This is a genomic window from Sorangium sp. So ce131, assembly GCF_051519095.1.
In the GTDB taxonomy this organism is placed as follows: Bacteria; Myxococcota_A; Polyangia; order Polyangiales; family Polyangiaceae; genus Sorangium.
The window spans coordinates 5,483,637-5,510,019 of the sequence record NZ_CP150455.1; the positions used below are offsets into that span (position 1 = coordinate 5,483,637).

21 protein-coding genes are annotated in these 26,383 nt (G+C 71.6%); 9 read left to right on the top strand and 12 right to left on the bottom strand.

Going from position 1 to position 26,383, the window contains the following annotated elements; all coding sequences use genetic code 11:
• Positions 1-63 precede the first annotated feature (63 nt).
• Entirely contained in the window at positions 64-918 is an 855-nt protein-coding gene (locus WMF43_RS19805) for an inositol monophosphatase family protein (RefSeq protein ID WP_437682299.1), read from the top strand.
• A gap of 29 nt (positions 919-947) precedes the next feature.
• Complete coding sequence (locus tag WMF43_RS19810; RefSeq protein WP_437682301.1) at positions 948-1,586, top strand: NADPH-dependent F420 reductase; 639 nt, start codon at positions 948-950, stop codon at positions 1,584-1,586.
• A gap of 248 nt (positions 1,587-1,834) precedes the next feature.
• Here the strand turns inward: WMF43_RS19810 and WMF43_RS19815 are convergent, their stop codons facing one another.
• The 7 genes from WMF43_RS19815 to WMF43_RS19845 all read right to left on the bottom strand — a co-directional run bounded on the left by WMF43_RS19815 (position 1,835) and on the right by WMF43_RS19845 (position 8,628).
• Positions 1,835-3,202, bottom strand: a complete 1,368-nt coding sequence (locus tag WMF43_RS19815) for an SGNH/GDSL hydrolase family protein (protein WP_437682303.1) — start codon at positions 3,200-3,202, stop codon at positions 1,835-1,837.
• Between the two features lie 216 nt (positions 3,203-3,418).
• The gene (locus WMF43_RS19820) at positions 3,419-3,877 is read right to left on the bottom strand and encodes a nucleoside deaminase (protein WP_437682305.1); all 459 of its coding nucleotides are present in this window, start codon (positions 3,875-3,877) and stop codon (positions 3,419-3,421) included.
• Positions 3,874-4,935, bottom strand: coding sequence for an ABC transporter substrate-binding protein (locus WMF43_RS19825; RefSeq protein WP_437682306.1), 1,062 nt, complete (start codon positions 4,933-4,935; stop codon positions 3,874-3,876). Before WMF43_RS19825 ends, WMF43_RS19820 begins: the two co-directional genes overlap by 4 nt.
• Positions 4,932-5,786: an ABC transporter ATP-binding protein gene (locus tag WMF43_RS19830; protein ID WP_437682308.1), complete on the bottom strand. Its 855-nt coding sequence runs from the start codon at positions 5,784-5,786 to the stop codon at positions 4,932-4,934. The genes WMF43_RS19825 and WMF43_RS19830 overlap by 4 nt, the downstream gene beginning before the upstream one ends.
• Entirely contained in the window at positions 5,783-6,712 is a 930-nt protein-coding gene (locus WMF43_RS19835; protein WP_437682310.1) for an ABC transporter permease, read from the bottom strand. Before WMF43_RS19835 ends, WMF43_RS19830 begins: the two co-directional genes overlap by 4 nt.
• The gene (locus WMF43_RS19840; RefSeq protein WP_437682311.1) at positions 6,703-7,284 is read right to left on the bottom strand and encodes a cysteine hydrolase family protein; all 582 of its coding nucleotides are present in this window, start codon (positions 7,282-7,284) and stop codon (positions 6,703-6,705) included. The genes WMF43_RS19835 and WMF43_RS19840 overlap by 10 nt, the downstream gene beginning before the upstream one ends.
• 339 nt (positions 7,285-7,623) lie before the next feature.
• Complete coding sequence (locus WMF43_RS19845) at positions 7,624-8,628, bottom strand: PAS domain-containing protein (protein ID WP_437682312.1); 1,005 nt, start codon at positions 8,626-8,628, stop codon at positions 7,624-7,626.
• A gap of 397 nt (positions 8,629-9,025) precedes the next feature.
• Here WMF43_RS19845 and WMF43_RS19850 point away from each other — a divergent pair, with 397 nt between their 5' ends.
• Positions 9,026-9,673, top strand: coding sequence for a hypothetical protein (locus WMF43_RS19850; protein ID WP_437682314.1), 648 nt, complete (start codon positions 9,026-9,028; stop codon positions 9,671-9,673).
• Here the strand turns inward: WMF43_RS19850 and WMF43_RS19855 are convergent.
• The gene (locus tag WMF43_RS19855) at positions 9,557-10,603 is read right to left on the bottom strand and encodes a zinc-dependent alcohol dehydrogenase family protein (protein WP_437682316.1); all 1,047 of its coding nucleotides are present in this window, start codon (positions 10,601-10,603) and stop codon (positions 9,557-9,559) included. The genes WMF43_RS19850 and WMF43_RS19855 overlap by 117 nt on opposite strands.
• 38 nt (positions 10,604-10,641) lie before the next feature.
• Here WMF43_RS19855 and WMF43_RS19860 point away from each other — a divergent pair, with 38 nt between their 5' ends.
• On the top strand, positions 10,642-11,511 hold the full coding sequence (locus WMF43_RS19860; RefSeq protein WP_437682318.1) for a LysR substrate-binding domain-containing protein: 870 nt from the start codon (positions 10,642-10,644) through the stop codon (positions 11,509-11,511).
• Between the two features lie 40 nt (positions 11,512-11,551).
• On the opposite strand, the gene WMF43_RS19865 is transcribed toward WMF43_RS19860, so the two are convergent.
• Positions 11,552-12,604: an endonuclease/exonuclease/phosphatase family protein gene (locus WMF43_RS19865; protein WP_437682319.1), complete on the bottom strand. Its 1,053-nt coding sequence runs from the start codon at positions 12,602-12,604 to the stop codon at positions 11,552-11,554.
• Between the two features lie 138 nt (positions 12,605-12,742).
• Entirely contained in the window at positions 12,743-13,876 is a 1,134-nt protein-coding gene (locus WMF43_RS19870; RefSeq protein WP_437684043.1) for a pirin family protein, read from the bottom strand.
• Between the two features lie 177 nt (positions 13,877-14,053).
• Between WMF43_RS19870 and WMF43_RS19875 the strand changes: the two genes are divergently transcribed.
• Complete coding sequence (locus WMF43_RS19875; RefSeq protein WP_437682321.1) at positions 14,054-15,289, top strand: MFS transporter; 1,236 nt, start codon at positions 14,054-14,056, stop codon at positions 15,287-15,289.
• Between the two features lie 635 nt (positions 15,290-15,924).
• Positions 15,925-16,362, top strand: coding sequence for a hypothetical protein (locus WMF43_RS19880; RefSeq protein ID WP_437682323.1), 438 nt, complete (start codon positions 15,925-15,927; stop codon positions 16,360-16,362).
• 71 nt (positions 16,363-16,433) lie between these two features.
• On the opposite strand, the gene WMF43_RS19885 is transcribed toward WMF43_RS19880, so the two are convergent.
• The gene (locus tag WMF43_RS19885) at positions 16,434-17,450 is read right to left on the bottom strand and encodes a hypothetical protein (RefSeq protein ID WP_437682325.1); all 1,017 of its coding nucleotides are present in this window, start codon (positions 17,448-17,450) and stop codon (positions 16,434-16,436) included.
• Positions 17,451-17,871: 421 nt separating this feature from the next.
• Between WMF43_RS19885 and WMF43_RS19890 the strand changes: the two genes are divergently transcribed.
• The gene (locus WMF43_RS19890) at positions 17,872-20,826 is read left to right on the top strand and encodes an nSTAND1 domain-containing NTPase (protein WP_437682327.1); all 2,955 of its coding nucleotides are present in this window, start codon (positions 17,872-17,874) and stop codon (positions 20,824-20,826) included.
• 166 nt (positions 20,827-20,992) lie between these two features.
• Here WMF43_RS19890 and WMF43_RS19895 read toward each other — a convergent pair whose 3' ends face one another.
• Positions 20,993-22,648 carry a WD40/YVTN/BNR-like repeat-containing protein gene (locus tag WMF43_RS19895; protein ID WP_437682329.1) on the bottom strand — a complete coding sequence of 552 codons (1,656 nt, stop codon included), beginning with the start codon at positions 22,646-22,648 and terminating at the stop codon, positions 20,993-20,995.
• Positions 22,649-23,717: 1,069 nt separating this feature from the next.
• Between WMF43_RS19895 and WMF43_RS19900 the strand changes: the two genes are divergently transcribed.
• Both WMF43_RS19900 and uxaC read left to right on the top strand, forming a co-directional pair.
• Entirely contained in the window at positions 23,718-24,365 is a 648-nt protein-coding gene (locus tag WMF43_RS19900) for a hypothetical protein (protein ID WP_437682331.1), read from the top strand.
• A 551-nt stretch (positions 24,366-24,916) separates the two neighbouring features.
• Complete coding sequence (gene uxaC / locus WMF43_RS19905; RefSeq protein ID WP_437682332.1) at positions 24,917-26,365, top strand: glucuronate isomerase; 1,449 nt, start codon at positions 24,917-24,919, stop codon at positions 26,363-26,365.
• The last annotated feature ends 18 nt before the right edge of the window (positions 26,366-26,383 follow it).

Consider the following 26,383-nt stretch of genomic DNA (forward strand, 5'->3'; position numbering starts at 1 on the left):
ACGGTTTACTCCTCCGCACGGTGGCTCGCGAGGACACACGAGCCGCTCGTCTCAGGAGGAATCATGAAGGCCCATTCCGAACCGATGACCGACAACGCAACGCGGCGGGACCGAAGCACGGCCAGCGCGGAGGACGAGTCCCTGCTGCCCGCCGTCGTCGCGGCGCTCACCGCGGCGGGGAAGCGGCTCGTCGATCGCTTCTCGACGGCGCCGCGCCTCGAGAGCCGAGCCGACGTCCTGGCCGCGCTCGGCGCGAACGACGTGGTCTCCCTCGAAGCGCTGCGCGAGCCGCTGTCGCGCGCTCGCCCGGAGGCCCGGTGGGTCGAGGACGAGCTCGAGTGTGGGCCCCTCCCGCAAGGGGAGTGGTGGGTCGTCGATACCGTCGAGGGGAACATCAACCACGTTCACGGGATGACGGACTGGAGCGTCACGGCGACCCTCGTCCGCGACAACGAACCGGTCCTGGCCGTGGTGCACCTGCCCCTGACCGGCGACACGTACACCGCCCGGAAGGGCGCCGGCGCCTACCTGGGGACGAGGAGGCTTCAGGCGTCGACCAAGTCGGAGCTCGACGCGGCCTTCGTCGGAACCGGCCAGGCGAGGCCGGACGAGGACAAGGAGACGCACCGGCGGATCGGCGAGTCCGTCACCGCGATGCTCGGGAGCGCGCTCGTTCTGCGCGTCTCGGTCCCGGCCACCCTCCAGCTCATCCAGGTGGCGGCCGGCCGGATGGACGTCTTCTGGCAGTACAGCCAGGTCCGCTCCGGGCTCGCCGCGGGCGCGCTGCTCGTCGCGGAGGCCGGGGGCGCGGTCACGGACACACGCGGGAACCCCTGGAGCTTCGCCAGCGAGGACTTCCTGGCTGCGGCGCCGCAGCTTCACGCCGGCGCGGTCAACGTCCTGTCCACCATCCGCTGAAACGAGGGGTCTGAACCATGGAGCATGTCGTGCACAACATCGGAGTCCTCGGCTCGGGCCGGGTCGCCACGACCCTGGCAAACAAACTCGCCGGCGCTGGACACGTCGTCACCGTCGGCACCAGGGAGCCCGCGCGGGCAGCCGCGAGGTGGTCGGGCGCGCACGTCGCGTTCGGGGACCCCGCGGAGGCCGCGCGCGGGGCTGCAATCGTCGTCAACGCCACGCCCGGCGAGACGACCGTCGAGCGGCTCGGCGCCCTCCGTGAGGAGCTGAAAGGGAAGATCTTGATCGACGTCTCCAACGCGACGTTGCGCGGCCAGGACGGCCTGCCCAGCGGCCTGCTCTACCCCGGCAGCAGCGTCGCCGAGCGCCTGCAGGGAGCGCTGCCGGAGACGGCCGTGGTCAAGACGCTGAACACCATGCTGTTCACCGTCATGGCGGATCCCGCGAGCCTGCGCACCCCGCCGACCGCGTTCCTCTCCGGCAACGACGAGAAAGCGAAGGCGGTGGTAGGAAGGCTGCTCGGCGATCTGGGGTGGCCTGCGGACTGGATCGAAGATCTCGGCGACGTCGCGACGGCCCGCGGACCCGAGGCGGTCATGTTGCTCGTCCCCTCCGTGATGCGACGGCGAGGGTTCGCGCCGTTCGCCCTCGCGCTCGCCCGGTAACGATGTCGGAGGCGGCGTTCAGCGCGTGCAAGAAACGAGCGATGGCGCCGGCGCGGGATCAACGTGGCTAGGACACCGATCATGTTGATCGAGCGAGATATCAAGCGCCAAGGACGCCAAGGCGCCAAGGACGCCAAGATATTCTCTTCTTCTTGGCGCTCTTGGCGTCCTTGGCGTTCTTGGCGTTCTTGGCGTTCTTGGCGCTTCGAATTCTGCTCGTTTCAGGATGGTTCAACCCATTTGTCGCTCTAGGGAGAGTTACCCTTGGTGATCTCGCCGAGGATCGCGTCCACGTTCACCGCGTTGGCCATGGCCTGGTAGCCGGCGTCGTTCGGGTGCAGACGGTCCGCATCGTAGGCCGGGAGCAGACGGCTCGGATCCGCCGGATCCCGCAGCGCCTTGTCGAAATCGATCACGCCGTCGAAGGCGCCGCTCGTGCGGATCCAGGTGTTCAGCTTCTGGCGCTCCTGCTCGCCTTTCGGGGTCCCGTAGTCTCCCTTGTAGGTCCCGGTCGAGCCGGCAAACGGCACCAGCGTGCCGCCGTAGATCTTGAGCCCGGCAGCGCGGGCAGACTGGATGATCTGCTGGTACACCGGGATCAGATCCGTGGCCTTCGCGGAGCGGTCGCCGATGTCGTTGATGCCCACCATCAGGATGACGGCGCGCGCGCCGGGCTGCGTCAGCACATCGCGGGCGAGGCGGGCGGGAACGGGGTAGCCGAACTGCAGCTGCGGACGGACGGTGAGCAGCTCATTGCCGATGATGCCGGCGTTGACCACGGAGAGGGTCGGGCCCTTTCGGCTGGCCAGGCGCTCGGCGAGGTAGTCGGGGTAACGACGGTTGGCGTTCTTGGTCGAGAGATAGCCGTCCGTGATGGAGTCGCCGAGCGCGATCAGGGCGCCGACGACGTTCGGCGTCGCCTTGACGTCGACGCCCGACAGGAACATCCAGCACGAGATCTTCCGGCCGAACTCCTTGGTGCCGCCGCTCGCAGCGTGGTTGCCGGAGGCGAGGAAGTTGTCCTGCGCCGCGAAGTAGTGCTGCGTGGCCGGCCCGGTGCTCTCCGGGAGGTAGACGCTCACCGCGAGCGTCTGCAGCGGCTGCACCTTCAGGGCCACGGGGTCGCTCAGCGCCTCGCCGCCCGCGGCGATGACGGTCGAGGTCTGACCCGAGAAGCGCAGCGGCTGCGACGTCCCCGCGACCGTGGCCGCGCCGCCCGCCGAGAGCGCGACCGACGCTGAACCCACCTTGAGAGGCTGGCTGCCGCCGGCGTTGGAGAGGCGCACGCGAACCGCGGTGCCGCCAGCGCTCAGGCGGACGATGTTCCGGACCGTCTGGCCCGTCAGGCCGACGTCCGAGGGACAATCCTTCGAGTCGAACGTGCCGCCCGGCGTCGGGCTGCCTTGCCACGCGGCGACCCATCGTCCGGACGTGTCAGGCGCCGGCTCCGCGGCCAGCGCCGGGCGCTCCGATGCTCCGGTGAGCAGCGCGAGCACGGCGGCGGCGAGGAGCACCCGCGGCAAGCCGCCGAGCGTCAGCTTCGGCAATTTGTGCAGGAAGGACGTGGTGTTGCGGCGCGCTGAGGGGACTTCGTAACGGCTATTTACATTTGCCATCGGTTCTCTCTCGGTTGTCCGCGTGGGACGCGGAAAACTTCCCTGGCTCCTTGGTGGCTGCGCGCCCACGTTGCCCGGAAGCGCCCTCGAACCTGCGCAAGGTGAGTCGACGCTGGCGCCATGGGCGCGCCCGGGCGGCAGTATGCCACCGCGCGCGTCCATGTGACCACCTGTTTCCAGGAGGCGGCGGCGAGCGTGGGAGAGGGGAGACCGACGTTATGGGTTGCTGTTGCTGAACAGCGCGAGGCACCGGTCGGCGAGCACCCCGCCCACGAGCTCGAGCGGCGCCCCGGAGTTCGCGTTCATCCACTCCGCGGAGACGGCCAGCTCGCGCTGCGCGCCCCCGGTCGCGGCCGTGACCTCCCGCATCGTGCAGCCGAAGACGACGCGGCTCACCCGGGCGAGCCACGCCGACGTGAAGCACATCGGGCAGGGCTCCACCGTCGTGTAGAGCGTGCACCCCGTCAGATCCGGCCCGAGGGCCGCGCACGCGCCGCGGACGGCGCCCACCTCCGCGTGCCACGTGAAGTCGCGCCGGGTGTTCACCTCGTCGGTCGCCTCGGCGACGACCTCGCCGCCCGGCCCGACCACCAGGGCGCCGAACGGCGGCTCGCCGGCCTCCCGCGCCTTCCGGGCGATCGCGATCGCCCGCTCCATGAAGGCCACGTGGCTCATCGGACGACCGCCGGATCGAGCAGCGCTTCCGCGGTCGGCGTGTTCTTGACGAGCTTCGACTGGACCGCGAAGCCGACCACCGCCTTCATCGCGGCGTACGCCGGGCCCGCCTCCTCCGCGGTGCCGAAGAGCCGCTTGTTGTCGGCCAGATCGTAGATCTTGTCGCCGCTCAGCATGCCCTTCACGTCCTCGGGCGAGGCGTTCAGGTACTTGCCGACGATGGAATACGCCTTGTCGGGCTCGCTGCGCAGCGTCTGGACCCCCTGGTCGATCGCGCCCAGGAACCTCCGGTACACGTCGCGGCCCTCGGCGAGCTTGGACCGGTGCACGGCCACCGAGTTCGTGATCGTGTCGGGGACGCTGGCGCTCGAGAAGATCACGTGGCCGCCGCCCTTGGTCGCCTTGGTGATCCACGGCTCCCAGGTGACCGCGGCGTCCACCTTCCCGGCGACGAACGCGGCGCCGGCGTCGTCGGCGCTCATGCTCGTGATCGTCACGTCGGACGGGCTCAGCCCGGCCTTCTCGGCGCCGAAGAGGAACAACATGTGGTTGACGTCGCCGAGCGTGAGGGCGACGGTCTTGCCCTTGAGATCGGCCATCGTCGCGATGCCCTTCTTCGCGACCACCGCGTCCGCGCCGTTCGAGCTGTCGACGAGGGCGATGGCCACGACGTCCGACGACGCGCTGTTGCCGTTCAGCACCGCGAGGTTCTGCAGGGTCGTGAGGCCGATGTCGAGCTGGCCCGACCCGAGCGCCGCGAGCGTGTCGCCGGGGTTCGAGAACGGCTTGAGCCCGACGTCGAGCCCGGCCTGCTTGAAATACCCGAGCTCGTTCGCGAGGAACACGCCCGAATAACCGATCCACAGGTCGTGTCCGACGGTGAGCTTGACCGGCGCGGCGGCCGCCGCGGGCTGCGCCGCGGCCTCGGCGCGCTCGCTCCCCGCGGCGGCGGGGGCGGACTCGCGCGCCTCCGGGCCACTGCTGGTGGAACAGCCGGCGGACAGGGCGAGGCAGGCCAGCGCTGCCCCGAGCTCTTGCAGGACGGTTCTTCGGTTCATGATCCCCCTTCAGGTTGGGTATTGGTCAAGCCAGAGAGCAGGCGGTCGCGCTGCGCCTCGGAGCGGCTCCTGCCGCGCAGGAGCGCCAGGATCTCGCGCTTCGGGCGGAGGAACACCTCGCCCAGCTTGAGCTCCGGCGAGCGGTCCGCGCGCGGGAAGGACACGTCGATGCTCGCCACGACGCTGCCCGGCCGCTCGGAGAAGACGAGGATGCGGTCGGACAGGAGCAGCGCCTCGTCGACGTCGTGCGTGACGAACAGCGTCGTGATCCGGTGATGCTGGGTGACGTGCAGGAGGAGCTCCTGCATCTCTTCACGCGTCTGGGCGTCCAGGGCGCCGAACGGCTCGTCCATCAGCAGCACCTCGGGCTGCAGCACGAGCGCCCGCGCGAGGGCCGCGCGCTGCTGCATGCCGCCGCTGAGCTCCGCCGGGCGGCTGTCGCGGAACTCCCAGAGCCCGACCAGGCGGAGGAGGCTCTCGACGCGGGCCGCCTGCCGCTCGCGCTGCGCGCCGGACGCGCCGGACGAGGCCGCGCGGCCGCGCGAGAGCGTCAGCGGGAAGCCGACGTTCTCCCGCACGCTGAGCCACGGGAAGAGCGTTTGCTGCTGGAACACGAGGCCGATCTCCGCGCCGGGGCCGAGGACGCGCTCGCCGTCGAGCGCGACGACCCCGGCGGTCGCCGGCTCGAGCCCGGCGACGATGTGCAGGAGCGTCGACTTGCCGCACCCGGAGGGGCCCAGGAGGCTCACGAACTCGCCCTCGCCGACGTCGAGGTCGAGCGCGGAGAGGGCGCACGTCTCGCCGCGGCCGCCGGCGTAGGACTTCTCGACGCCGCGCAGCGAGAGCTTCACGCCGCGCCCCCCGGCGCCCAGCGGAAGAGCCGGCGGTACGTCGCGCGGAACACCCAGTCGAGCCCGAGGCCGAGCAGCCCCAGCACGAGCAGGTAGGCGTAGATGCTCGGCGTCTGGATGAACCGGTAGAAGCGCAGGACGCGGAAGCCGAGGCCCTCGGTCGCCGCCACGAGCTCCGCGACGACGACGTAGCTCCACGCCCAGCCGTTGCACATGCGCAGCGCGTTCCAGATCCCGGGCAGGGCGGCCGGCAAGAGGACGCGCCCGACCACCTCGGGGCGCGTGGCGCCCAGGCTCTGGCTGATCTGGACGAGGCGCACCGGGACCCGCCGGACCTCGTCCGCGGTCATCAGCAGCAGCTGAAAGAACGTGCCGAGGAACACGAGCAGCACCTTGGCGCCCTCGCCGATGCCGGCGACGATCATGACGAGCGGGATCAGCGCCGGCACCGGGACGTACCGGAGGAAGTCGGTCGGCGGCTCGATCAGCGCGGCCACCGAGCGGAACGCGCCGGCGAGCACCCCGAGCGGGACCGCCAGGAGCGCGGCGGCGGCGAACCCCGACGTCACGCGCAGGAAGCTGTACCCGACGTCGCGCCAGAACTCCTCCGCGACGAGCGCGTCCGCCGCGGCGCGCCCGATGGCCGGGAGCGTCGGGACGATGACGGCGTTCACGCCGTCCCGGGTCGAGAAGAACACGTACGCCGCGAGCGCCGCGAGGAAGCCCGCCGCGCCGAGCGCGAGCCGCGCCCGCCGCGGCGCCGCGCGCCCCAGGGCGAGCCAGCGGGGCGGCGGCCGCCCGCACTGCCGGGATCTCGCGCGCGGCCTCGCGCCGGCGAGCGCCCGCGCCGAGGGCTCCGCGGCCGCCGCGGGGAACCCCCCCGGGGCGGGGCGGCGCAGGGCGCTCGCTGCGGGCTTCAGAGCCATAGGCGCGTCAACGTGGCGCTGTCGGTGACATAGGCGAACACGTCGCTCATGCAGAGGATCGCGGCGTCATGGAGCTCGACCGAGCTCCCCGCGACCGCGTCGGTCGGGAGCAGGACGCGGTAATCCAGGTTCCTGGCGGTGCACACCGTGCTGATCACGCAGATGTTGGTGCAGACGCCGCAGCAGACGAGGTTCTCGACCCGCCTGCACCGGAGCAGGAGATCGAGGTCGGTGCCCATGAAGCAGTCGTAACGGCGCTTCGTGAAGATCCGGTGATCGTCCCGAGCGATCTCCAGCCCTTCGACCATCTCGGCCCCGCGGGTCCCCTCGACGCAATGCTGCGGCTCGAACTCCAGCTCGATCCCGAAGTCGCTCCGATCGGCCCGGTGCATCTCCTGGCTGAAGACGATCGGCAGCCCGTGGCGCCTCGCCCACCGGACGAGCGAGCCGATGACCGGCACCGCCTCGCGCGCCCGCCGCGCCTCGCAGGGCGCGCCCTCGTCGATGAAGTCGTGCTGCGCGTCGATCACGAGCAGCGCGGTGTTCGTGGGGTTGATCTTCTGCAGGGGCAATGGGCGGATTCGCGGCGTCATCTCGGTAGGAGCGTTCGAGCGGCGCGCGGCGTCGGACCCGGTGCTCGAGCGTCGAGCCCCCCGATCCTCCGTCCGATGCGCCCGAGAGGCCGATCGCCCCGCTCGTCGAACTGCCCGTGATGTCATCAGCCTCCCAGGGCACCGTCAAGTGGGTTCAGCCGCGGGCAGACACGGGTTGATCGAGGTGCCGTGAGGGCCCACGGCGCCGCGGGTCAGCTCCTCACGTCGCGGGAGCTGCGTGTGTGTGGGATGAAGAGAGGCGAGCGCCAGCCGCCGTGATCGCGACTGCGCCGGCCGCGGCGCTCGCCCGCGCGCCGTCTACCGGAGCGCCGCGCTCGCTTGCTGGCGCGACGAGCGGGCCGCGGACCTCCGCCGCGCCATCGCGTAACGCACGCCGGCCCGCAGGTCTCTCAGGATGACGAGCTGCTCGAGCGCCTCGCCGGTGTGCGCCAGCGACTGGGCGATGCCCGCGGAGATGCCGACGAGGACGCACTGCGCGCCCAGCAGGAGGACCGCTTGCACCGCGCGCAGGAGGTGGAACGCGACGGCGCTGTCGATCATCGGGACGCCGGTGAGATCGAGGATCACGAAATCCGCGTCGTGGCGCTCGACGCCGTGGAGCAGCGCCTCCATCAGCCGATCGCTGCGCGCCGCGTCGACGTGGCCCACGATCGGCAGGACGAGGATCCCGTCGTCGATCGGCAGGACCGGCGTCGACATCGCCGCTATCGTGTCGAGCAGGCGCGCCTCGGTGGCGAGGAGCTCGCTCTCCGTGCGCCGCAGGGCCTCCTCAGCCTCCTTCCGGTCGGTCATGTCCAGGAGGACCCCCACGATCCCGGCCACGCGCCCGCCCGCGTCGCGGAAGGGGAGGATGTTCTCCAGCGTCCAGCCGTAGGTGCCGTCCTCGCGCTTCCACCGGAGCTCCACGTTCGACCGAGGGACGCCGCTCGCCATGATCGCCTCGTCGTTGTCGCGGTAGCTGCGCGCGATCTCCGGGGGGAAGATCTCCTCATCGCGCTTGCCGAGGATCTTCTCGAGCGGGAGGCGGTAGTGCTCGGCGTACGACTTGTTGACGAGGAGGTAGCGGTGATCTCGAGACTTGAAGAAGACGAGCGCGGGGATCGCGTCGAGCAGCGCGGTGTGCCCGGCGCCTTGCAGCGCGGCGTGCAGGTCCGGGGGCAAGTCCTGCCCGGCGTGCCGCTCCTCGAGCGGCGCCGCCCCGGACCGCCGCGCCTCGGCCAGCGCCTGCTCCAGCTCCGCCACACGCCTTCGAAGCGCGGCCACCTCGCCGTCGAGCGGCTCCTCCTCAGCGTCCTTGCGCACGGGCTCACATGCGCTCAGGAGTCCATGTGTTTTCTGTGCCACAAGTTAGCGCATGATTGTCTGCCGCGTAACGATTGTCAAGGAGGCCGATGTCGCCGTCTGGGCCATCAGGGAGGCGCGACTGCTACCCCTGCCGGGAGCTCCAATGAAGGCATCACGTCGAGACAGACATTGGATTATTCCTGTCGTGTCGCCTGCTCGCGCCCGTGACGTCCGGGGCAGCACGCCTGCGGTCGTCCGGCGGGGGCTGTGCTGCTCCTGCAACACCTCGGCGCGCCACGCCTGAGCCCGTCCTGCCGCTTGGCGAGGTCCGCGGGCGGCGTGGGCCGCGCGCGCCGAGAGACGAGAGATCCCGTGCGGCGCCAGGTGCCAGGGTGCCGCGCGCCTGGAGCCCCTCATGCCCTCGATCCTGGACAGCCTGCCCGCGCTGCGCTGCCCCTATTACGACGTCGGCCCGGGCAGCTGCACCCTCTGGGCTTATCGCGAGGCGGTCTGTTCGACGTTCTTTTGCAAATACGTCGCCGGCGCGGACGGGCGGAAGTTGTGGATGTCGATCAAGACGCTCCTCTCCCTCGTGGAGATCCAGCTCTCGCGGTACGCGCTGTTCAAGCTCCACCCCGAGTACATCCATCATCATCGGAGCCGCGGAGAGACGGAGTCCGGCCCGCTCACCGCAGACCAGCTCGACGAGGAGGCGCCGCCCGAGGCCGAATACCGGGCGATGTGGCGCGGCTGGACCGGCCGCGAGGCCGAGCTCTACCGGGCGTGCTTCGCGGACGTCCGGGGGCTCTCGGCCGCGGATGTCGAGAGGCTCCTCGGCCTCGACGGCACGCTGGAGCAGGTGATCCTCGACCGGCTGTACGCGGCGGCGGTCTCGCCGGAGCTGCCCGAGGTCCTGCGATTCAACCCGGACGCGACGGTGCAGAGGTCACGCGAACCGCAGCACGATCTTGCCCACGTGCCGCCGCGCGCGCATCCGTTCCACCGCCTCGCGGACCTCGGTCCACGGCATGACGAGATCGACCGGCGGCCTCCGGTCCCCTGACGCGAGCGCGGCCACGAGGCCCTCCAGATCCTCGCGGCTCCCTGCGGACGCCGCCCGCAGCGTGACCACCCGCCGCATCGCGAGCGCGAGGTCGAACGACGCCTCGCGGGTCTCCAGGAACCCGACGAGGTGCACGGTGCCGCCGGTGCGGCACGCCGCGATCGAGCGGTCGAGCCCGCGCCCGCCCGCGACGTCGATCACGCGATCCGCGCCGCGGCCCCCGGTGAGCTCGAGGACGCGCTGATCCCACGCCGGGTGCTCGTCGAGCACGACCACCTCGTCGGCGCCGAGCGACCGCGCGCGCTCGGCCTTCTCGCGCGTCCGGGTGGTCGCGATGACCCGCGCGCCGGCCTGCTTCGCGAGCAGGGCGGCGAACGACGCGACGCCGCCCGTGCCCTGGACGACCACGCACTGCCCCGGCGCGAGGCGCTCGTCGACGAACAGCGCGCGGTACGCGGTCACGCCGGCGATCGGCAAGGTCGCCGCCTCCTCGTCGCCGAGGCACGCCGGCAGCCGGACCACGGCGTCGGCGCGGGCGCGCACGCGCTCGGCCAGCACGCCGTCGTCCGGCCCGCCGAGCCGGCGGGCGACCCGCTCGTCCGTGGGGGGGCCGGCGGTCCAGCTCGCCACGTAGGAGAGGACCACGCGGTCGCCGGGGGCGACCCGCTCGACGCCGGCGCCCACGGCCACGACGTCGCCCGCGCCGTCGGAGAGCGGGACGAACGGGCGCCGGAAGGGCGCGTAGGCGCCGTCGATCACGAGGAGATCGCGGTGGTTCAGCGAGGCGGCGCGCATGCGCACGACGACCTCGCCCGGCCCGGGGACGGGATCCGGGAGCTCGACCAGGGCGAGGGCCTCGACGCCCCGCCCTTCGACCAGATGGATGGCTTTCATGCGCCGGAACATGGCCCCTCCGAGGTGCTGCGTCATCGCACGTTCCTGCAGCATGAACGTGCGATAATGCACGCATGCCGAGCTGGGATGACGTGCGCACCCTCCTGCTCGTGGCGCGCGAGGGCAGCCACGCGGCCGCCGCGCGCGCGATGGGGATCGCGGCGACGACGATCGGGCGCCGCGTGGCCGCGCTGGAGCAGGACCTCGGCGCCAAGCTCGTGCGCGGGCGCCGCGGCGCGCTCGCGCTCACCGAGGCGGGCAAGGCGCTCGTGGCGCGCGCCGAGCGCGCGGAGGTGGAGCTCGTCGCCGCCGAGCGCGAGGTGCGCGGCGCGGACGTGCACCTCGACGGATCGGTCCGCCTGAGCGCGCCGGACGGGCTGACGACCTACGTGCTCGTCCCGCGCCTCGGCGCGCTCCTCGCGGCCCACCCCGGGCTCCGGCTCTCGCTGGCCAGCGAGAGCCGCGTCGTCGACCTCTCGCGCCGCGAGGCGGACGTCGCGTTCCGCGTCGTGCGCCCCCGCGAGAGCTCGCTCGTGGCGCGCAAGCTGGCCACGATGCCCTACGGGATCTTCGCGTCCGAGCAGTACCTCGCGCGCGCGGGCAAGCCGCGGGGCGTCGCGGATCTCGCGTCCCACGCCTGGCTCGGCTTCGACGCGTCGCTCGCGAGCACGCCGGAGATGCGCTGGCTGCTCCGCCGGGTGCCGGCCGCGCGCTTCGCCGTCACGATGACCGGCACGACGGCGATCGCCGCGTCGTGCGCCGCGGGGCTCGGCCTCGCGCTGATGCCGGTCGCGTTCCAGGGCGCGGAGCCCCGCCTCGTGCGTGTGCTCCCGCGGCTCGACCTCCCCGCGCGCGACGTGTGGGGCGTCTTCCACGCGGACCTGCGCGCGAACGCGCGCGTGAAGGCGGTCCTCGCCTGGGGCGCGGAAGCGCTGCAGGGGTGACCGCGTCCACCCGATCAGCGAGCGGGGGTGACGGGTCGCCTCAGCCCGGCCCGACGGTGGCGAGCACGCCGAAGTGGTCCGAGAGCGTCGTGCGGACCGGTCGGCCCGCGGCCTCGATCGTGACGGGCTCGTCGAGGATGCGCTTCGTGTGCAGGCCGGCGTCGAGGCCGCGCAGGAGCACGTGATCGAGCCGCCAGCCCGCGTCGTCCACGTCGCCCGTGCCGAGCCCGTCGTGCGAGAACGTCCCGCGGCGATCGGGCACGTCCGCCTCGCGGAACCCCGCGCGCTCCAGGCGCCGGAACAGCGAGGAGCCGGGCATCGTGTTGAGGTCGCCGAGCAGGAGCGCCGGCGAGCCGCCCGCCTTCTCGTCGACCCAGGCGAGCAGCCGCTCGACCTGCGGCGGCTGCTCGGCGCCGCCCGGCGACAGGTGCGCCGCGAAGACGTGGAGGTCGCCGATCCCGGGCGCGGCGACGCGCGCGTGCAGCGCGCCGCGCGCGTTCACGGTCGACTCGAACACGAGCACGCCGCGGTCCTCGAGCGGCGTGCGCGCGAGGAGGCCCGTGCCGAACGAGCCGCCGTAGGCGATGAGCCCGCCGAAGCGCGACGACGGGCCGGGCGCCGCCGCCTGGGATGCCGTCGGCTCCCCGACGCACCGGTCGACGACCTCATGAATGGTGCCGACCGGGTGGCTCGCGATGCAGTTGAGGCACGGGGTAGGGAGGGCGAGCGCCGTGGACGCGCAGTGCTGGACGACGCAGCGCGCGAGCGCCTCGTCCTTGAGCCCGGCGCATTTTGCCTCAGCGCACGCGACGAGCGGCCTCACCTGGCCGGCGCCGCACGCGGCGGGCGCGGCCGGGTGGACGGGCTCCGGCCGGAGCGCGTGCGGCATCCGGGACGCGAGCGCGCGCCGGAGCAGATCCCAGTGCGCGTCGAGCCAGAACTCCTGCACGAACAGGAGATCCACGTCGAGCGCGGCGAGCGCCTCGACCACGCGGGGCACCCGCTCCGTCGCATATGGCAACACCCCGACAGCGAGCCCTGCATTGAACGTGGCGACCTGGAACGGCATGGTGGGTGTCGGGGATAAGTGCATATCGCGTGCCGCCAGCACCGATATCGTTGCAAGCGCGATATTCGCGTGCTCCGGTGATTTGGAGCACGCGATCCGGCGGAGATCACGGCGTGACGTCACGCGCGTGTCCTCCGCCGCGCGCGGAGCGGCGACCCGCCGTCAGCCCGCCTTCTCGTGCCGTCCGTCGGGGTGCCGCGCGAAGCGGAGGTTCTCGCGGCCGTGGACCGGGCCGTCGCTCGGCCACGGCCAGCCGCCGAAGCGGGTCCGCCGGTAATCGGCGTAGGCCTGCTGGACCTCGGCCATCGAGTTCATCACGAAGGGGCCGTGCTGCGCCACGGGCTCGCCGATGGGCCGGCCCTGGAGGAGCAGGATCTCGGCCTCGTCCGGGCCGTTCTCGAGCAGCGCCGGCGAGGCCTGGCGGAGCGCGATCCTGCGGGCCGCGGGGACGGCGCGGGCGCCGACGCACAGCTGGCTTCCGCGGAAGAAGTAGAGCGTGCGGTCCGTGCCGGGCGCGGCGGCGGGCAGCGTGAAGCGCGCGCCGGGCGCCATCTTGAGGGTCCAGATCGCGACGTCGCTCGAGGCGCGCGCCGCCCACGACCTCGGCGGCGGCGCCGGCGGGCGGAGGTCGCCGAGGGCGCCCGCGACCACCGTGATCTCCGTCGCCCGCCCCGCCGCGTCGCGCGCGACGTGCCTCGGGATCGTCCCCTCCCACATCATCACGAAGTGCGGGTCGGCGAGCTTGTCGGCGGCCGGCAGGTTGAGCCAGATCTGGAACAGCTCGAGCGGGTTCGGCGCGTCGCTCGCCAGGAGCGGGAACATCTCCGCGTGCACGACGCCGCTGCCGGCCGTGAGCCACTGGACGTCGCCGCGGCCGTACCGCGCGGCCGCGCCGAGCGAGTCGGCGTGATCGATGAGGCCGCGCCGCACGACCGTCACCGTCTCGAAGCCGCGGTGCGGGTGCTGCGGGAAGCCGGGGACCACGTCGCCGTGGTACATGCGCCAGCCGTCCTTGCCCGCGAAGTCGCGGCCGATGGCGCGGCCGGCGAGCGAGGCGGCGGGCCCCAGCCGCTCGTTGCCGGCCGGGTACGCGTCGTCGTGGTGCACGCAGAACAGGAACGGGTCGCGCGTCTCCCAGGGAAAGCCGAGCGGCGCGACGTCGAGCGCGACGTCGCGGGCGGCGAGCGCGGCGTCGTCGGTGCTGGCGGTGGGCGAGGGCTCGGGACGGGCACACGCGGCCACGACGGGCGCGGCGGCGAGGGCACCGAGGGCGGTTCGGCGGTCCATGGCCCACAGCGTACGTTCCGCGGGAGGGCGCCACAACGGGACGGCCTGCAACGCCACGTTGCGTTTTCGCAACGACGAGGTGCAGCGCGGGGAGGCGCGGGAATGCGCGGGGTTCGAGAGGAGGCGGCGGCCCGCCGACCATTTTTCGCGGCCGCGCGGCGGAGCTCGGCGCTAGAGTCGGACTTCGTGCCAAGTCAGCGCTCGGAACGCAGCATTATCTTCCTCATCGCGGCCGTTCAGTTCGTCAACATCCTCGACTTCGTGATGGTGATGCCGCTCGGCCCCGACTTCGCGGTCGCCCTCGGCATCCCGATGTCGGACATCGGCCTCATCGGCGGCAGCTACACCGCGGCGGCGGCGGTCTCGGGCCTCGCCGGCGCGTTCTTCCTCGACCGGTTCGACCGGCGCAGCGCGCTCGCGGTCGCGATGCTGGGCCTCGTCCTCGGCACCGCGGCCGGCGGGCTCGCCACCGGGATGTCGAGCCTGCTCGCGGCGCGGGTGCTCGCCGGCGCGTTCGGCGGGCCCGCGACGTCGGTCGCCTTCTCGATCGTCGCCGACGTCATCCCGCCCGAGCGGCGCGGCAAGGCGATGGGCACGGTGATGGGCTCGTTCTCGGTCGCCTCGGTGCTCGGCCTGCCCGCCGGGCTGGAGCTCGCCCGGCGCGGCGGCTTCCCGGCGCCGTTCTTCGCCGTCGCGGCGCTCGGGCTGGTCGTCGCGGGGCTCGCGATCTTCCTCCTGCCCTCGATGCGCGGCCACCTCGACGCCGCGGCGCCGCCCACGGGCGCCCTCGTCGAGCTGCGCGGCCTCGTCCGCCGGCCGCTCGTCCAGCTCTCGTTCGTGACCACGGCGGTCGTGATGATGGCGTCGTTCCTGGTCATCCCCAACATCTCCGCCTACGTGCAGAACAACCTCGGCTATCCGCGCGAGCGGCTCGGGCTGCTCTACTTCGTGGGCGGCCTGGTCAGCTTCTTCGCGATGCGCGCCGTGGGCCCGCTCGTGGATCGCTTCGGCTCGTTCCAGATGGGCCTGGTCGGGGCGGCGGTGCTGTCGGTCATCCTCTACGCCGGCTTCGTGTCGTACGTGCCGGGGCTGCCCGTGCTCGCGATCTTCGTCGTCTTCATGCTCGGCATGACGTTCCGCAACGTCTCGCACAGCACGCTGACGTCGAAGGTGCCGCGCCCCGCCGAGCGGGCGCGCTTCACGTCGATCCAGTCGGCCGTGCAGCACCTCGCGGCCGCCCTGGCGGCGTTCCTGTCGGCGCGCATGCTGCACGAGCTCCCGGACAAACGCCTCGACGGCATGCCGGGCGTGGCGGCGCTGTCCATCGCCCTCACGCTCGTGTTCCCGCTCCTGTTCCTCCTCGTCGAGCGGCGCGTCGCCGTGGCGCCCATCCAGCCTCCAGCACGAGCGCGAGCGCGATGAGGAGCACCTCCCTGTTCCTCGGCTCCTGACAGGCCGCCGGCGCGGAGGCTCCTGGGCACGCGCAGGACGCGGCCCGAGCGGGGCGCACGGGGAGGCGGGTGTCGGGTGAGGTGCGCGCGGACGGACCGATGCACGCAGGCTGCGGGTTTGTGTGCCGGGGCCGCGCACAGCGCCGGAACGAGCGCCCCGCGGGCGATTCGGCAATGCTTGCCGAGTCGGCAACGATGGCGCTGCGGCGCCGCAGCGCCCCTCAGCAACCGTTGCCGAGCCGGCGCGTCGAAATCCTGCGAAATTTGCGCCTGCACAGGGGAAAATCCGTCGTCGCTGGCGAGCCGCGGGTACGGCCACGATGGTACGGCGGTTGCTTCGGTGACAGGTGTGCAGTGACGACGTGAAAGGCGGCCATCGAGGTTGCTACCGGCCCACGTTGACCATCGCTCCCCGGGGGGGCGAGGCGCGGTCGCTGCGCAGCGCAGGTTCTCCTGCTCGCGCCGCGGGCGCGTGGGGGCTCGCGAGCGACCCTCGGCTCGTCTCCCATCGAGAAGGCGTCCGCCCGGCGCCGCGGTGTCGCGCGGCGGGCGGCCGGCGCGCGCCGGAGCAGGCGCGGAACAGCGGCAGCGAGAAGAGAACATCCCATGGTGAATTCCGGAACTCGATCCTTGCTCCTCGGCTCGGCGCTCGCGGCGGCCTTCTTCGCCTCGTGTGACACCGCCGTGTCGGAGAGCGACGCCGGGGGCCTCCAGTTCGTGGCGAGCGCGCTGTGCGCCCAGGATCGTCTCGCGGCGTGCGACAAGGACCCTCGCGTGGTCGCCGGGCTCGTGGCGCGGCAGGACTGCGCGGGCGCGGACGGCCACGCCCGCGAGGCCGCCCCCGAGCAGGGCCGCTCGTGCGGCAGCTGCCACGGCGCGGGGCTCAAGGACACGACCGGCATCTCCCTCCTCGATGAGCTGATCGAGAACAACCCGTTCGATCCGGCGTTCCTCTTCGGGCAGGATCACGCGCCGATCGAGGTCGAGTTCGGCGCGGAGGAGCCTTGTCTGCTCGGCGCGCGCGACGGGCACATCGAGGGCTGACGTGGGGTGACCGAGGCGCAGCGAAAGGACGGCTGACCCGCGGGATCGGGCCGCTGAACCTCCCAGGGCGTTCAGAACACGAGCCGCGCCGACAGCCCCGCGGCGTCGAAGGACGCGGCGGGCAGGAGATCCAGCTTCACGCCGCCCCGATCCTCGGTGCGGTAGGGCTGGGGCCTGTTCATGAAGAGCAGGACCGTCCCCGCGACCGCGGCGGCGCCGCCGGCGACGAGCGCGCCGATCGCCAGCCGGTTCTCGAGCACGCTGGCCTCGTAGCCGTCGGCGGTGGACGGCGGGCACGACCGCTCGCAGCCTTCCCGGAGGCGCTGATCCACCTCTCCATGGCTCGCGCCGGCGTGCCACATCAGCCCGGCGCCCGCGGCGCCCAAGGCGGCGCCGGCGCCGAGCGTGGCCCAGGGGATCCAAGCAGGCCACCGCTGCTTCGTGACGATGGTGTCGACGCTCAGCGCGAGCTGGCCCGAGGCCTCCTTGCCGGCGGGCACGACGACGGGCTTGACGACGGTGAAATAACCAGCCTTCCGCGCCGTCACGACGTGCTCTCCGGGCGTGACCATCCGGCGCTCGGCGCCGGGGCCGACGAACCACGGCTTGCCGTCGAGCAGCACCGTGGCGCCCGGCTCGTCGCAGCGGATCTTGATGGCGGCGAGCTCCTGCTCCACGAGCGCGCGCATCGACGCCCGCGCCTCCTGCTCCACCTCGGGATCGAGCGAACCGGGCGCCCATTGCAGCGACAGGCGCAGGTTCTCGTAGGCCAGGAGCGGCAGCCCGATGCTCTTGAGCGCCCGTCCCAGGTAGAGCCGGAGCTCGGGATGCTCCCATGAAGCGAGCGCCTCTTCGTACTTCGCCCGCGCTTCCGCGAGCATCATGCGCCGGTGCAGCTCCCGCGCTTCCTCGAAGAGCGCTTGTGCCTTCTGCTTTCGCTCCTCGGAAACCCCCTCGTGCCATGGCGGCGTCGCCTGCGCCCGCGCGGGCGCGGCGCACAGGGCCACGAGCGCGACGGGCAGGAGGAGCCTGGCCCCGGCGAGGGCGAGCCGCGCCGATCGCGCGCGGGTCGCCGTCATGGCAGCCATGTGCCTGTCCTGCAGGTCGCCCCGGGCCTTCGATGGTGCATGGGTTGAGCGCTTGCCCCGGTTGCCTGTAGGGCGAGCTCGCTTTCTGTGCGAGGCTACATCTCCGCCGGTCGTCGTGTAAAGGAAGCCTCTTCTCGGACGTACTGTCGTCTGCCGCGGCCGCGCGGGGTCCGGCGCTCGCTTAGGAGAGGCCGTGTTGCTGTCCGGGGGAGGGGAGCCGCCGTGCGCGTGAGGGGTGCAGGCGCGCACCAGAACGCCTATGCTCGCACGGTCGCGCTGGCCGGCCTCGTCATGCCGACCGCGACGTCGATCCGCGCACCGTCTGCAGGGGAGGAGGGGAGATGTCCGCCGCGCTGACCACCCGGGAGCCGCTCCGTCGACCGTTCGAGCGGTCGCGCACGATCGTCGAGGGCGCCCTGCGATGAGCAGCGGGACGCACGTGGATCCAGGCTACGCGAGCACGGTGCTCGCCGGGGCGCCCCCCACGGCCGCGCTGCCCGCGGCGGTGGGCAGGGCCGTCGGCGCGGCCGCGGAGGCGCGCGAGCGGAAGGACGGCGCGACGGGCGCCCCGCCGCCATCGGCGCGGTCGCAGGCCAGACCGCCGCCGTCGGCCGGCGCCCGCATCGGCCACTACGAGCTCCTGCGCGAGCTCGGCCGGGGCGGCATGGGCACGGTCTTCGTGGCGCGCGACACCCGGCTTGCTCGCTTCGTCGCGGTCAAGCTCCTCACCAAGTTGAGCAGCGCTGGTGTCCAGCGCTTCTTGGTCGAGGCGCGGGCCACCGCGCGCTGCACGCACGAGCACATCGTGACGATCCACGAGGTGAACGAGCACGACGGGTATCCGTACATGGTGCTCGAGTACATCGAGGGGCAGAGCCTCCGCGCCTGGATGAAGGAGCGCAGGGCCGCGGACGCAGGCGACGGCGTAGCGACCGCGCCGGTGCCGCCCAGCCTGGCGGTCGAGCTGATGGTCCCCGTCGTGCGCGCGCTCGCGAGCGCGCACGCGTCCGGCATCGTCCATCGCGACCTGAAGCCCGAGAACATCATGCTGTCCGCTTCGGGAGCGATCAAGGTGGTCGATTTCGGCATCGCGAAGGTGCGCGAGGACGAGGGGAGCCTCGCGCCCGCGGCCGAGCGCGCCGTGGCCGGGGACGTGCGTCTGACCCGCGACGGCGCGGTCATCGGCACGATGCCGTACATGTCCCCGGAGCAGTGGAGGGGAAAGGGGATCGACCCGTCGAGCGATGTCTGGGCCGTGGGCATCATCCTGTACGAGCTCGTGCTCGGCGCGCACCCGCTCGCTCCGGACATGACGAGCCTCTTCAGCGTCGTCCTCCCCGACGAGCCGATGCCCGAGGTCAGCGCGAGCCACCCGGAGGTCGGCGCGCTCGGCGCGATCATCGACCGCTGCCTGCGGAAGAGCAAAGCCGAGCGCTTCGCCTCGGCCGAGGAGCTGCTCGCCGAGCTCCTGCCGCTCGTGCCCGGCCGCCGGGAGATCCTCCTCGGCGCCGACGAGAGCCCGTTCGCCGGTCTCTCGTCGTTCCAGGAGGCCGACGCCGACCGCTTCTTCGGCCGCGCGCAAGACCTCGCGGGCGTGGTCGCGCGCCTCCGGAGCCAGCCGCTGCTCGCGATCGCCGGGGCGTCCGGCGTGGGCAAGTCGTCGCTCGTCCGGGCGGGTGTGATCCCGGCGCTCAAGCGCTCCGGGGAGGGCTGGGAGGCGCTCGTCCTGCGGCCCGGGCGCGACCCGGTGGCGGCGCTCGCGGACCTCTTCAGCCACCCCGTCGTGGCGCCGGGCCTGGACGCGCAGGCGCTCGCCTTGCAGGGCGACGCGGCGGTGCGCGCAGCGATGGTCGAGCGGCTGCGGGCCGAGCCCGGCCTGCTCGGCGCGGCGCTCCGCGGGTGGTCGGGCCGCGCGCAGCGACGCCTCGTGTTGTTCATCGACCAGTTCGAGGAGCTCTTCACGCTCGGCGCCCCGGCCGGCGAGCGCGCGGCGTTCCTCGCGTGCCTCGACGGGATCGCCGACGACGCCACCTCGCCGCTCCGGGTCGTCCTGTCGGTGCGGTCGGATTTTCTCGAGCGGATGGCCGAGCACGAGCACTTCATGGCGGCGATGACGCGCGGCCTCGTGTTTCTCCGGCCGATGGGGCGCGAGGGGCTGCGCGAGGCTTTGATGAGGCCGGTCGAGGCGGCGCGGCACGCGATCGAGGATCCGGCGATGGTGGAGGGCATCCTCGACGCGCTGGAGACCACGCGCGGCGCGCTGCCGCTGCTCCAGTTCACTGCGGTCAAGCTGTGGGAGATGCGCGATCGGGGGCGCCGGCTGCTCACGCGGGCGAGCTACGAGGCGCTCGGGGGCGTGGCGGGCGCGCTGGCGAGCCACGCGGACACGGTGCTGGCGGGGATGAGCGAGCGTCAGGCGAAGCTCGCGCGGGCGGTGCTGGAGCGCCTGGTGACGCCGGAGCGGACGCGGGCGGTGGCCAGCCTGGGTGAGCTCTGCGAGCTGCCCGGAGACCGAGGCGAGATCGAGCGGGTGGTGGCGCTGCTCGCGGACGGGCGGCTCCTGGCGATCGAGGTCGGGAGCGACCGCGCGGGCAGCACGGTGGAACTCGTGCACGAGTCGCTAATCGAGCGGTGGCCGACGCTCACGCGCTGGCTGGACGAGAACCAGGAGGACGCGCAGCTCCTCGATCGGCTGCGCGCGGCGGCGAGGCTCTGGGATGCGAGCGGCCGCGCCGCGGACACGCTCTGGCGGGGCAAGGTCGCCGAGGAGGCGCGCCGCTTTCGCGAGCGGTACCGGGGGGATTTGCCGGAGCGTGAGGGGCTGTTCCTGGAGGCGGTGCTCCGGCTGGCCGACCAGCTGCAGCGCGGGAGGCGCCGGCTCGTGTCGGGGATCATCGCGGCGCTGTCGGTCCTGGTGGTCGCGGCGGGGGCGGGGATCGTGAAGGTGACCGGCCAGAACCGGGTGATCACGGAGCAACTCGACGAGATCCGGACGAAAGAGGAGACGATGAAGCAGGCGCTCGCGAGCGAGGAGGCGGCGCGGAGCGCGGCGGAGCGGGCGCGGCAGGACAGCGAGGCGGCGCGGCAGGACAGCGAGGCACAGAGGAGGCGGGCCGAGCAGATGCAGCGCGAGGCGGAGGAGGCGCGGGACCGCGCCGAGGCCGAGGCCGAGCGGGCCCGCGTGGCGGCTGGCCAGGCGCGGACCGCGCGGGACGAGGCGCGGAGGTCCGAGACCGAGGCGCGAGAGGCCGAGGTCAAGGCGATCGAGGAGGAGCAGAAGGCCAGGGTGGCGGCTGACGCGGTGCTGCAGGCTCAGCGCGCGCAGGAGCAGCTCATCGAGCGCACGGCGGGGAGGATCAAAACGGAGCTGAAGTAGCGGGTGGTGGGCGGGGCGGGCGGTTGGGGCCTTGATGTTGCGGATGCGGTCATGCCGCGCCCGCATGCTGGATTGCCCGGGAGCTCTCGCGGGGTGAGTCGAAAAGCGCTCGATCCAGACCGCCGAGCGCCCGGGCGCACGGGTACAGGGGCGTGCGTGGAATCGCTCAGCGCGCCGGCGACGGTCGGGTGTGACGGTAGATGGCGCCGCCGTTGCCGACGACGAAGTGGGATCCTCCTTTGCCCCACATCGCGAACAGCGGGGAGCGTGTCGTGGAGTTCAGCTTCAGCCATGAGATGCCGTCGTAGTGCAAGAACGTGCCATCTTCGCCGACAGCGAAGACATCCGCCGGCCCGGTCCCCCACACGCCGAGCAGAGTCTCCGTGGTGCGCGAGTCCATGTGCTCCCAGCTCTGCCCGTTGTAGTGCAGGATCGTGCCCCTGAGACCGACAGCGAAGACATCGTCCGGCCCGCTTCCCCACACATCGTATAGACCGTTCGTTCTGTCCGTGTATGCAGGGCGCCATCTCACACCATCGTAGTGGATGATTGCGCCGGACGGGCCGGCAGCGAAGACATCGTCCGGTCCGCTTCCCCAGACGCTGGTCAGAATTACGACCAAGTGCGGGGTCCTGGTCGTGTTCTTCCAACTTTTGCCGTCGTACTGCAAGATTACACCGTCTCGGCCGACAGCGAAGATATTGTCCGGTCCGCTTCCCCATACGCCGTACAGATCTTCTGATACCGGCGAGTATACAGGGTACCACCTCTGGCCATCATAATGCAGAATTGTGCCAGAGCTGCCGACGGCATAGGCGTTTGACGGCCCGCTGCCCCAGACGCCATACAGGTCTTTGGACGAGTGCGGGTTCATAGTTTCCCAGCTCTGGCCATCGTAGTGCACGATCGTGCGTGCTCCGACAGCAAATACGTCCTCCTGGCCGCTTCCCCACACATCCATCAGGACTGATTCTGTTTTCGATTCCATAAGCTCCCAGCTCTGGCCATCGTAGTGTGCGACCATGCCGAGAGTGCCGCCGACGGAGACGTCCTCGGGTCCGCTTCCCCACACGCCAGCCAAGTCTTCGGTTGTTTGCGACTTCATGGGGTGCCAGCTCTCGCCGTCGTAGCGCACGATCGTGCCACGATGGCCGACGGCGAAGACATCCGTCGGCCCGGTTCCCCACACGTCAGCCAAGTCTTCGGTTGTTTGCGACTTCATGGGGTGCCAGCCCTGGCCGTCGTAGCGCACGATCGTGCCTTGATAGCCGACGGCGAAGACATCCGTCGGCCCGGTTCCCCACACGCCGTACAGGGAGTCCGTTGTTTGCGAGTTCATAGGACTCCAGCTTTGGCCGTCGTAGTGCACGATCGCGCCGGAACCGCCGACAGCGAAGACGTTCTCCGGCCCGCTCACCCACACGTCAAGTAGGCTATGCGTTGTTTGCGAGTCCATAGGCGTCCAGCTTTGGCCGTCGTAGTGCACGATCGCGCCGGAACCGCCGACAGCGAAGACGTCCTCCGGCCCGCTGCCCCCGATGCCGAGTAGAGACCCCGATGCGTTCGACGTCATGGGCGTCCAACTCTGGCCGTCGTAGCGTACGATCGTGCCGTAATCGCCGACGGCAAAAACATCGTTTGGTCCGCTCCCCCAGACGCCGACCAAATTTTCATCTGTCTGTGGATCTACAGGATTCCAGCTCCGACCATCGTAGTGCATGATCATGCCGAAATCGGTGTCGGAAGAGGTGCCGATCGCAAAGTCCTTCTCGATGCCCCAAATTTTTCTGAGGGGTGTCCGTGCGCCGGTATCTTGAATCATCCAGTTCCAATCTCCGCATGACGCCGTGGATAGGCCGTCGCAGGCGCTTGTGCATCCAGGTCGGCCGAAATCGTAGCGCAGGGATACACAGGAATCGGAGACCGGCGCGCCGGGGTCACACTTTTCGTCGGTTCCTACTGTTCCGTCGCCACAATGTAAACTGCATTCGAAGCTGCAATATCCGATGGCCGTCCCGTTCTGCTGTCCACGGCACCGCACGTCGGTGGGCAGGACTTCGCCAGCACCGCAATCACAAGTCTCTCCGTGCGCCGCGTCGATGATTCCGTCGCCGCAGGGCCCAGCGACGAGACATAGGTGTCCGCCATTGTCAGCCGGGGCGCACGTGTAGTCGACCGGGCAAAAGCCATCGCCGCACGGGACCCCGCCCTGGAGGCATGCACCGGTAACGGTGAGCAGCGCCGGCACGAACATCATCGCCACTGTCTTGCAGATCACCCGGCCGTCCCGCCGGCGGCGCTTGGGATTTCCGTTCGGCTGCATGTCCCGTCTCTGCATCCACGCCTGCATCATCGTCTCGCTCCCTCCATGTGCGGCGACCCCGCATCGCGGCCCGGATGGTCGCCCCGGCCGCCGTTGCGCGTCGGGCAAGCGTACGTGCGGCCAGACGCTTCGGGGAAGCCCCCGAGCCAAGTCTCCACGCCGAGGGGCCGGGGCCGCGGCGACAAGCTGCGGTCCCACGATCGGCAGGTGGAAATGGGAGCGAGGCCGGAGTTCCCGCGGCGCCGAGGCGCCCACGGTCAGCGCGGGAGGCCCGGGCGAGCAGGGCTCCGGACGGGCGACGCCCCGGGGACCTTGGGCGCCCGACGCGTGCGCGGAGCGGTTCGGGGCGACGCGGGAGCGCCTCGGCGCGTTTGTGGAGCGCTTTCCTGGGATCGCGGTGCGGGGCGGGATGATGCTGGAGCGGTTCAGGGTGACGCGGGAGCGGTCCACGGCGCTGGTGGTGCGGCCGCCGTGGCTCACTGCAGCTTGAGCGAGCTGCAGCGTTGCTCCAGGCGCCGCCCATGTCCATAAGGAAACCCAGGTTACTCCTCACCAAGGAGGTATGTGCATGCGTTGGATGATCTCGATGCTGATGAGCTCCGTCCTCATTGCCTGCAGTGACGTCCCGCCCCGTCTCCCCGTCGACGGCAGCGGTGGTGCGGGGGGCAGCGGCGCCGGGGGTGATGATCGGCCCGATGGCGACCTCGTCACGATGTCGATCGTGCCCTCGGGCGGATGTGTCCCCAGCAGCGTCACCCCCGGGCCCGATGAGCTCGGCGCGATCGCGCTGGGCCGGTTCGAGGTGCAGGCGCCCCTCCGTGTGGAGGAGCTCCGCTACGTGGCGTGCTCGGGGATAGCGCACGAGGTGGTGTACTTCAGGTCCGGGTCCGAGGTGCCTGACGAGGAGCCAGAGGCGGTCTGGAGCATCGCGGTGCCCGAGTCTTCCATGGCAGAACGGCAGGTCGCCATTTCCCTCGACCCGCCGCTCCGTCTAACCGATGATCAACGCTTCGGTTACTTCGGCGTCCGGATGACGGGAGAAGGCGACGTCACCATGTGTGTCGCCGCGTGCGAGGACAGCGCGCAGCCCGAGCGCAACTACTGGTCCGACAACGACGCTCCGCCGTTTGGCTGGAAGCAGCTCTCGCAGTCGCCCACCCCGGCCGCAGGCTTGCCTTACGACTACCAGTTCTCCATCGCCGGCCACCCCCTCTAGCCCCCCCGGGAGTCCAACGCCAGCGCCGTGGGGTGGGTCCGCGCGGCGGGGGCGGGCGGGCGGGCGCGCCAGAGCACCGAGCGAGGTGCCATAGTCTCCCAGCGGGCTCGACGCCTCAGGCGCGCCTTGTGTGGCGCGCACCATAAGGTCTCAGTCAGCATGGCCCGAAGCGAGACATGCCGGGCGGTGGTCTCTGCGTGAGCCCCTCCGCCCCAGTCTTGCCGAAACGCGAGCGCCCGCCCGCCCGTCCCCGCCGCGCGGACCCACCCCACGGCGCGTGCTGCTTGGATCTCCGCCCCGCCTCGTTCACCGCTCCAGCGCGCGAGCCGCGCCATCGCCGCCGCCGGGAGGGCTGTCAACCGCGGCCGTCAACCCGCGCTTGTCACGGTTGACAGCGCGCCGCGGTCTTCCTCCGGTACCAGCAGAAATTTGCTACCGGGCGAGATCCCCGGAGCGCCTCGCCCCGGCGACCCGGCGCGCCGCGCAGCGCTGGATCACCCCGTGCATGGGGCCATCAGGAGGACGCGGAGTCGAGCCGTCGAGATGAGGATATGTCAAAGCCGCTGACGCTGCACGAAGATCGCCTGTTCCCAGCCGACAAGACCGTGCGCTCCATCGCGCGCCGCCTCTACGCCGAGGTGAGGGGACTGCCGATCATCAGCCCGCACGGCCACACCGATCCTGCGTGGTTCGCCGGCAACGCGCCGTTTCCCGACGCCACCGAGCTGCTGCTGGCCCCCGACCACTACCTCTACCGGATGCTCTACTCGCAGGGCGTCCCCCTCGCGCGCCTCGGCGTGCCGTCGCGCTCGGGCCCCTCGCACGCCGATCCACGCGAGGCCTTCCGCACCTTCGCCGCGAGCTGGAAGCTCTTCCGCGGCACGCCGTCGGCGATGTGGCTGACCCACGTCTTCGTCGAGGTGTTCGGCTTCGACGTGGCGCTCTCGCCCGAGACCGCGGACCTCTACTTCGACTCCATCAACGCGCAGCTCGCGACGGACGTGTTCCGGCCGAGGGCGCTCTTCGATCGGTTCAAACTCGAGGTGCTCGCCACGACCGAGAGCCCGTCGGACGACCTCCGGCACCACCGGGCCATCCGCGAGAGCGGTTGGGCAGGCCAGGTGATCACCGCCTACCGCCCCGATCCGGTGGTGGACGTCGAGCACGAGGGGTTCGGCGAGGCCATGGAGCGCTTCGCCGCCCTCTCCCGCGAGGACGTCTCCACCTGGCGCGGTTACCTGAGGGCCCACCGCGTCCGGCGCGCGGCGTTCAAGGACGCGGGCGCCACCTCCACCGACCACGGCCACCCCACCGCCCGGACCGCGGACCTGAGCGACGCCGAGGCGGAGGCGCTCTACCAGGTGATCCTCTCCGGGAAGGCCACGCCCGAGCAGGCCGAGCTCTTCCGCGCCCAGATGCTCACGGAGATGGCGAAGATGAGCCTGGACGACGGCCTCGTGATGCAGATCCACCCGGGCTCGTTCCGCAACCACAACGCGGAGGTGCACGCCCGCTTCGGCCGCGACAAGGGCGCGGACATCCCGACCCGCACCGAGTACGTGCGCGCGCTCAAGCCGCTCCTGGACCGGCTCGGGAACGAGCGCGATCTCTGCGTCATCCTCTTCACCCTGGACGAGAGCGCCTATTCCCGCGAGCTCGCCCCGCTCGCGGGTCACTACCCGATCCTGAAGCTGGGCCCGGCCTGGTGGTTCCACGACAGCCCCGAAGGCATGCGCCGCTTCCGCGAGCAGACCACGGAGACCGCGGGGTTCTACAACACCGTGGGGTTCAACGACGACACGCGGGCCTTCCTCTCCATCCCGGCGCGCCACGACGTGGCCCGCCGGGTGGACGCGGGCTTCCTCGCCCGCCTGGTGGCCGAGCACCGCCTGGACGAGGACGACGCGAGAGACCTCATGGTCGATCTCACTTACAACCTGCCGAGACGGGCTTACCGGCTGGATCGCAGCCGGCCTGCCGGGCTTGCCCACGGCGCCTGAGCGCATTCCCCACAACGA

Bases quoted from the DNA above. Each gene is read 5' to 3' on its own strand.
- WMF43_RS19850 (WP_437682314.1), top strand. From the start codon at position 9,026: ATGCCCTCGATCCTGGACAGCCTGCCCGCGCTGCGCTGCCCCTATTAC.
- WMF43_RS19805 (WP_437682299.1), top strand. From the start codon at position 64: ATGAAGGCCCATTCCGAACCGATGACCGACAACGCAACGCGGCGGGAC.
- WMF43_RS19815 (WP_437682303.1), bottom strand. From the start codon at position 3,202: ATGGCAAATGTAAATAGCCGTTACGAAGTCCCCTCAGCGCGCCGCAAC.
- WMF43_RS19890 (WP_437682327.1), top strand. From the start codon at position 17,872: ATGAGCAGCGGGACGCACGTGGATCCAGGCTACGCGAGCACGGTGCTC.
- uxaC (WP_437682332.1), top strand. From the start codon at position 24,917: ATGTCAAAGCCGCTGACGCTGCACGAAGATCGCCTGTTCCCAGCCGAC.
- WMF43_RS19880 (WP_437682323.1), top strand. From the start codon at position 15,925: ATGGTGAATTCCGGAACTCGATCCTTGCTCCTCGGCTCGGCGCTCGCG.
- WMF43_RS19895 (WP_437682329.1), bottom strand. From the start codon at position 22,648: ATGATTCAAGATACCGGCGCACGGACACCCCTCAGAAAAATTTGGGGC.
- WMF43_RS19865 (WP_437682319.1), bottom strand. From the start codon at position 12,604: ATGCACTTATCCCCGACACCCACCATGCCGTTCCAGGTCGCCACGTTC.
- WMF43_RS19885 (WP_437682325.1), bottom strand. From the start codon at position 17,450: ATGGCTGCCATGACGGCGACCCGCGCGCGATCGGCGCGGCTCGCCCTC.
- WMF43_RS19820 (WP_437682305.1), bottom strand. From the start codon at position 3,877: ATGAGCCACGTGGCCTTCATGGAGCGGGCGATCGCGATCGCCCGGAAG.
- WMF43_RS19825 (WP_437682306.1), bottom strand. From the start codon at position 4,935: ATGAACCGAAGAACCGTCCTGCAAGAGCTCGGGGCAGCGCTGGCCTGC.
- WMF43_RS19900 (WP_437682331.1), top strand. From the start codon at position 23,718: ATGCGTTGGATGATCTCGATGCTGATGAGCTCCGTCCTCATTGCCTGC.
- WMF43_RS19855 (WP_437682316.1), bottom strand. From the start codon at position 10,603: ATGACGCAGCACCTCGGAGGGGCCATGTTCCGGCGCATGAAAGCCATC.
- WMF43_RS19860 (WP_437682318.1), top strand. From the start codon at position 10,642: ATGCCGAGCTGGGATGACGTGCGCACCCTCCTGCTCGTGGCGCGCGAG.
- WMF43_RS19835 (WP_437682310.1), bottom strand. From the start codon at position 6,712: ATGGCTCTGAAGCCCGCAGCGAGCGCCCTGCGCCGCCCCGCCCCGGGG.